Source organism: Bacillus sp. FG16 (assembly GCF_057809515.1).
This window is the reverse complement of the sequence record NZ_JBMDKC010000005.1, coordinates 94,341-100,852: the sequence shown is the minus strand read 5'-3', so window position 1 is coordinate 100,852 and position 6,512 is coordinate 94,341. Positions and strand designations below refer to the sequence as shown.

Sequence of the window (6,512 nt, the reverse complement as noted above, 5' to 3'; positions counted from 1 at the left end):
TACTAAACCAATATTCTTCATGCTATATCCCTCTGCTTCTTTTTTCTTAATTTCATATTAGCATAAGATTTTAAGATGAGGTTATATAAACTAATTACAACAATAACCAGAAACTACTAAAGTAATGTCATAATATCTTTGTGAGTAACATGTTACAATATAAGTAATTCATTCCACATATATTAAAGGAGGAATTTAATATGGGTTTATTTAGCGGTATTTTAGGAAATGCATCAAATACGAGTTCTGAAAGTGTAGAACGTGATTTAGAGAAGATTATGCTAGACGATGAAAAAGTAGAGCATGCATATAAATTAATTCGTGATCTAATCGTATTTACAAATCGTCGTCTTATTTTAGTAGATAAACAAGGAGTAACTGGCAAAAAAACAGAATACCATTTTATTCCTTATAAAAGCATTACACAATATAGCATCGAAACGGCTGGGCATTTTGATTTAGATGCAGAACTTAAAATTTGGGTCTCTAGTATGGAGGATCCAATTACGAAAGAATTTAAAGGTGACGATAGTATTTTAAGCATTCAAAAAGCGTTAGTAACCTTTACGACAAAGTAGTGGTTTTCGTATTTTTATTCATTTTTAAAATTACTAATCCGAGTATTTTGGAAGAACATACATTATTTTTGTATATTTAATCTAAAATAACATAAAAAGGTAAAGCGTATTTTATATGCTTTACCTTTCTTTTTTGTAATAAATAAGTGTAGTTTCATCATTTAATTTCTTTATAACTTCTGTTCTTTTATACTCCATCTTTTCATACAAAAAACAATTTTTCTCTTCTTCTAAAATAGTAGCAAGTTCCCAGCTCGTTGCTTCAGGAAACATTTCCTCAATTAATGTAAGTACCTTTTGGGCAATTCCTTTTCCTTGATAACTCGGGTGAATAAACATTGGACTGATCCAAAATTTAGAGGGTGTTTCTTTTTGTGAAATGCATATCGCCCCAACAAGATTCATTGCCACTATTATTTTATAGAAGCCACCGTCTACATGATTTATTCTACAAATAGTTTTTTCGATAGTTTCATTTGCTGGATTTGTTTCATAGTCTTTATATTTATGTAATAAAGGGCTAAATGAGTCTATTTGCATTTGAAATATAACTTCTGCATCACTTTCTGTCGCCTTCTCTAATGTAATCTCCATGTTACCAATTAAGTCGCTTTCTTAACGAGGTAATATGAGCGGTATGGTGACGACCATGCCATGCGTATAGTCCTATTGCAACAGCAAGTTTTGTTTCACCAGTTTCAGGATGGTTAAATGTCTTTTCTAAATCTTCAATTTCTAGAGAATATAAAAGGTTAACCCATCTTTTATGTAATGAATCTAGCATTACTAGTGAAACATCTACCGGTAATTTTGAATCGGGTAACTCTGCCCACTTCTCTTCTTTATACGGCTTAATAGTTGGATTCTTTTCTGTCAGTGCTAATTTAAAGCGTATGTAGCTATTCATATGGCTATCAACAACGTGATGAACAACTTGACGGACAGTCCACCCTCCAACGCGATATGGTGTATCTAACTGCTTCTGATCTAAATCTTTAATTGCCTTTGTTAGTTCATGAGGTAAATCTTCAATTTCTTGAATCCATGTATCAATCATTTCTTCAGTTATAGGACGTTTGTATGTAAATTGGCCAATTGGATAACGTAAATCATTCATGAATAAGTCCTCCTTATTATAAGCGTGAAGTATTTCTCCAAATATAATGTACAAACTTCACATGTTCTCCATTTAATTCTACAGAAGTTGTATCTGATTCGTTTTGATAAGAAGAAAATCCGCTTTTTTCTAGTACAATTTGTGATGCGAGATTATTAGTAGTTGTTTTAGCATGAACCCCATTAATTTCATTATTTTTCGCTACGTCTAAAATTAATTTTACGGCTGCTGTTGCAACTCCTTTTTTAGTAAATTTTTCTCCGACCCGATACCCTAGCGAACTAATTCGAGTTTCTGTATCTATATCTACTAAATTTATTCGTCCTACAATTTCTTTTTCTTCATTACGAATTAAATAAAAATAAGAATCTCCATCCGCCTGTTCTATTAATAAATCGTCTAGTAGTTTTTGGAAATATTCAAATTCAAAATATTTCGAGCCGCGATTTGGTACCATTGTTTCAAAAAAAGATTTATTCGTAAGTTCAAACGTAAATAAATCCTTAGCATCTTGTTTCTTTAGTTGCTCTATGTATATTTCCATCCCGTATTCTCCTTCTTGATTTACTAACTGTTATACATTCTTTTTTAATCAATTATATTCCTGCTATTTCTTTCGATTAAGCAATACAGATAGTAGCACTTTCGGATGAAAAAGATGAAATGGACTACGAATCAAATTCATCACTCGTACTAACCGAATATAAACATCAGAATTACTTGCGGATAGTCGATATATTTGTTTCGTATACCATAGCTGAAATTTTTGTTTTGTAGTTAATTCTCTCTTTAACTGCGGGTGACGTGATATTTCCGTTGTTGTCATATCCCATGGGGTTTCTATTATATTAGCTGCCTTTTTATAAAATTGTTGTGTAAATGTTTTATCAAGTTGTTTTCTACCTTGCAGAAGTAATTGCAATTGGTGAGCCTCCATAGCAGCAACTGATACACCTTGGCCGAAAACGGGATCAAAACGACATTGCGCATCTCCAACAACTAATAATCCTTCTGGTACATTATTCACTAAATCAAATCGCCGGCGTACTTGATAAGGAATTTTGTATGTCTTTATATCAGTAATTCCCTCAGCCTTGTTTAGGAAATCTGTAACATTAGAAATTGATAGGTTTTCAGCAAAATCATAAAACTCATCATCTGTTTGTGGTGCTTTCTCGTTTGCGTATCCACTGAAAGTAACAAAATAACGATTATCTTCTATCGTTTGAATAAGAACGCCATAAGGGTTATCAGGGAAACTCGGAGACATTAACATATTACAACAGTCTAACTCCTCATTTTCTTTAAGTTTGAACATTTTCGTTGCGTAAAATAAATCAATACGAACTTTCTCTTCTTGTACTTCAATTCCGTATTCTCGTAACCACTCTATACTTTTTGAGCCAAATCCACTCGCATCAACAACAAGATCTGCATGGACTTCTTCTTGTGTATCAGTCTCTAAATATTTAACTTTTACTCCACACACTTTGTTAAGCTTTTCATCTATCAATAACCCTTTAACCAATGTTTCATATTTAATAGTAATATTTGAAATTTGATGTATTCGTTTTTGAATATGCCATTCTAGCAAAGGACGACTTTGTTGAATCATATGTACTTCCCCTATGAACGGTTGTTTCCATAGACCGAATTGATGCCATTTCAAATCACGTGTAAAGTTGTTTATAATACTGCCCGCTTCTATTAATTCATGCGTAATAGTAGGAAACAATTCTTCAATTGCTTTTTCTCCACCTTTTAATAACACGTGAGGATGATTACTTTGTGGCACTCTTTTTCTTGAAGCTTTTCCATCCCATTTTTCACCGACTTCTAAAATGATTACTTCTTTAAAAGAAGTTGATAATGCTTTTGCTGCAAACTTTCCTGCCATACTTCCACCAATAACGATAGCCTTATTAAACATGTTTTCCCCCTTAATAAAAAGAGATCCTGCCTTGTATGAATGAAACAGGATCTTAAACTAATTAACTTCTTTTTCATTATACTTAAAATACATCAGTAAATTGCAACGTTAAAATTAAAATACCTAATCCCCATACGTAATACGCGAATACTTTTAAGGAGTGGCGTTTTAAATATTGAATCATCCATGAAACGGCTATGTATCCAAAGAACGATGCTGATAACGTTCCGACAATTAAAGATGTACTAGAAATAGATTCTGCTTTCCCTTGAAAAACGTCTACAAATTGCAAAATGATAGCTCCGGCGATTGCTGGTGTCGAAAGTAAAAAAGAAAAGTAAGCAGCTGTTTCACGGTCTAATTTTCTCCATAATGCAGCGACAATTGTCATTCCAGAACGGGAAATGGCTGGAAAAATAGCAGCCGCTTGAAATGAACCGATAATTAATGCGTCTTTATATGTTATGTCATCCATTTTTTTACGACCATTCTTTTGTTTATCTGCCATGTAGAGAAAGAATCCGGTCACTAAAAACTCCCAACCGATTGTGATTCCTGTTTTTGAAATATCTTCAAAGAAGTCTTTAAACAATAAACCAATTACAACTGCGGGTATTGTCCCAACGATAAGTAATAACATGAGCTTTGAAAATGGGTTTTTAATTAAATATATAAATTCTTTTTTGTAATAAATAAACACTGCAAGTAAAGTCCCAATATGCAACATCGTATCTAAAAATAAGCCTGCTTCATCTAATTGAAATAAATGTCTTCCTAAATAAAGATGTCCGGTACTACTGATTGGTAAAAATTCTGTTAAACCTTGAATTATACCTAATATGAAAGCTTCTAACCAATTCATGATGGTCTCCTTTCTCTTTTGCTTGTACCAATATATGAGGGTTAAATTTTCGATATGAAAAAAACTATATTTCTCTATGAATTTACTTTTAATTTATGGATATATATGTAAAGAGAATTGAGGAGGGTTATTATGTGGAAGCACACAAAATTCGGTAATGTATTACTTTTGATGGGCCCTATCCTTGTATTTTTAGGACTATGTATGACAAATGTTATTTCAGATATTCCTTTCTTTGAGGGAAAACATAAAACGCTTGGTATTGTACTTATATTTATAGGGATATTCTGTTTTATTGTGGCTAATCATTTAAAAAAAGGAGAAAGATATGAAGAATAAATCTAAATAAAAAACAATCCTGGCATATTAGCTAGGATTGTTTTTTATTAATGTTGATTATTTGTAGAATACTTTATCAACGTTATATTTCGCTTTGTATTCATTAATGATATATGTTTCGTAAATTTCTCTTTCTGTTGGATCTTCTACGATACATGCATCAATGCGGTATACTTCATCACGGTGATTTTTAATTGGTGAAACATTATCTTCAAAATGCTTCTTAATACGTTGTCTAATTTTACGAGCTTTACCTACGAAAAGTAGTTCGTCATTAATATTGTAAAACATAAAAATGCCGCCTTTATCTCTAGGGAACAAGTGGAAATCGATAAATCCATTAATTGGAGTAATGATTGGCTCGTCTCCTTTAATAACTTGTTTACGTTCAGTAATTGTAACATCAACTTCAGGGATACTAATTTTAATCAAGTTCATTCACGTCCTCTTTTATTATAAAGATAAATAATAGCATACATAAGTAAGAAAAGCTATGTTCAGGGGCATATTTCATTTTATAATTCAAATATTATAGGTGTATCATGTAAACTTTTCTTCCAAATCATATGATCACTGGATTCTCCCCAGTAATCTTTCAATACATAGCTAGGTTTTCCGAACTTTTTCATCCATATACTTTGCGCATTTTTATATCCACTATCTAAACAATATTCTGTTATCCCTCTGCTAAGTAATGTAAGAAACATTGTATGTAGTAATAAACTCCCTATTCCCTTTCTTTGATACTCCGGAAGTATGAATACAGTTCCTATTTCATACAAATTTTTAAGTACACCACCTGTACAACTAGTAATCAATGTACTTGCTGGACCGGTTTCGATTGTTCCAATGATTTTATCATTACTTGTATCAATCGCTAATAAAAAGTAACGACTTTCTCCGTTACTTTCAAAATCACTTTTCAAATACTGCTTTTTTGAGTTAATTTCATTTTCTATATCATCCAATAATTGTGACAATCCTTCATTTTTGTATGTATTCGTAATAACGATACGGAAAAATAAATATAGTTCATCTACATCATTCAAATTCGGTCTTCTAACTGCAACGTTAGTCATGAATGCATTCTCCAATCTTCATTATGCCATTGTCAATACAACGCTTTACATAATCTATTCATCATTATTCTGCAAAAACCTGCATAAATCCAGCAGTATAGAAAGCTCAGTATAAATATTGATAAAATAATTTTTATGTCCATAGTTGTATGAACAGTAGGACCAAGTACCGGAAAACGGAAAACATCGAGAACGATCATAATCCCTATAAGTAGACAAGTCGCTGAAAAGGAAACAATCCAAATTCTCCTCTTGAATTTTAAAAAGGCTAGTCCTAAGGCTAGACCTAATAAGCCTGTAGTAAAAGGAAAGACAATTAGTTCACTTGGCTCAATAATAAATAATAGAAAAATAGTAAGAATATAAGAAAGTATTCCCTCACGAATAGAATAGAAAATAGCAAAAAAAATTGGCAATGTCGAAAATGGACTAATGAGTAAACCTATACCAGGAACTAAGTTTCCTGCTGCTTGAAACATGGTGGCCAATGCACTCATTAAAGCTGTAAGTACTAACTTATTCGCAAGGGACAATTTTCTTTTATGAACAAAGTTCGTATCATGTTCTATCATCAATTGATACCAATAACGTACAAACCAATTCATTA

Annotated in this window: 10 protein-coding genes; 2 read left to right on the top strand and 8 right to left on the bottom strand. The window is 32.0% G+C overall.

Annotated elements, in window-relative coordinates; all coding sequences use genetic code 11:
* Positions 1-200 precede the first annotated feature (200 nt).
* Positions 201-578 carry a PH domain-containing protein gene (locus ACODS7_RS03805; protein WP_243168200.1) on the top strand — a complete coding sequence of 126 codons (378 nt, stop codon included), beginning with the start codon at positions 201-203 and terminating at the stop codon, positions 576-578.
* Between the two features lie 120 nt (positions 579-698).
* On the opposite strand, the gene ACODS7_RS03800 is transcribed toward ACODS7_RS03805, so the two are convergent.
* The 5 genes from ACODS7_RS03800 to ACODS7_RS03780 form a co-directional block, all read right to left on the bottom strand.
* The gene (locus ACODS7_RS03800) at positions 699-1,172 is read right to left on the bottom strand and encodes a GNAT family N-acetyltransferase (RefSeq protein ID WP_000406643.1); all 474 of its coding nucleotides are present in this window, start codon (positions 1,170-1,172) and stop codon (positions 699-701) included.
* A 1-nt stretch (position 1,173) separates the two neighbouring features.
* Positions 1,174-1,695 (bottom strand): YfiT family bacillithiol transferase, encoded by a 522-nt coding sequence (locus ACODS7_RS03795; protein WP_000999062.1) that lies wholly within the window; start codon positions 1,693-1,695, stop codon positions 1,174-1,176.
* Positions 1,696-1,711: 16 nt separating this feature from the next.
* Positions 1,712-2,239, bottom strand: a complete 528-nt coding sequence (locus ACODS7_RS03790; protein WP_243168201.1) for a GNAT family N-acetyltransferase — start codon at positions 2,237-2,239, stop codon at positions 1,712-1,714.
* A gap of 63 nt (positions 2,240-2,302) precedes the next feature.
* Entirely contained in the window at positions 2,303-3,625 is a 1,323-nt protein-coding gene (locus ACODS7_RS03785) for an FAD-dependent oxidoreductase (RefSeq protein WP_050843848.1), read from the bottom strand.
* Between the two features lie 82 nt (positions 3,626-3,707).
* Positions 3,708-4,487: an undecaprenyl-diphosphate phosphatase gene (locus tag ACODS7_RS03780; protein ID WP_016081372.1), complete on the bottom strand. Its 780-nt coding sequence runs from the start codon at positions 4,485-4,487 to the stop codon at positions 3,708-3,710.
* 132 nt (positions 4,488-4,619) lie between these two features.
* On the opposite strand from ACODS7_RS03780, the gene ACODS7_RS03775 reads away from it, so the two are divergent.
* Entirely contained in the window at positions 4,620-4,826 is a 207-nt protein-coding gene (locus ACODS7_RS03775; RefSeq protein ID WP_243168202.1) for a hypothetical protein, read from the top strand.
* A 57-nt stretch (positions 4,827-4,883) separates the two neighbouring features.
* Here ACODS7_RS03775 and ACODS7_RS03770 read toward each other — a convergent pair whose 3' ends face one another.
* The 3 genes from ACODS7_RS03770 to ACODS7_RS03760 all read right to left on the bottom strand — a co-directional run bounded on the left by ACODS7_RS03770 (position 4,884) and on the right by ACODS7_RS03760 (position 6,510).
* A complete protein-coding gene (locus ACODS7_RS03770; protein WP_001048947.1) occupies positions 4,884-5,264 on the bottom strand; it encodes a nucleotide excision repair endonuclease in 381 nt (126 codons plus the stop codon).
* 77 nt (positions 5,265-5,341) lie between these two features.
* Complete coding sequence (locus ACODS7_RS03765; protein ID WP_016081371.1) at positions 5,342-5,905, bottom strand: GNAT family N-acetyltransferase; 564 nt, start codon at positions 5,903-5,905, stop codon at positions 5,342-5,344.
* 32 nt (positions 5,906-5,937) lie between these two features.
* Positions 5,938-6,510 carry a hypothetical protein gene (locus tag ACODS7_RS03760; protein ID WP_243168203.1) on the bottom strand — a complete coding sequence of 191 codons (573 nt, stop codon included), beginning with the start codon at positions 6,508-6,510 and terminating at the stop codon, positions 5,938-5,940.
* Positions 6,511-6,512 lie beyond the last annotated feature (2 nt).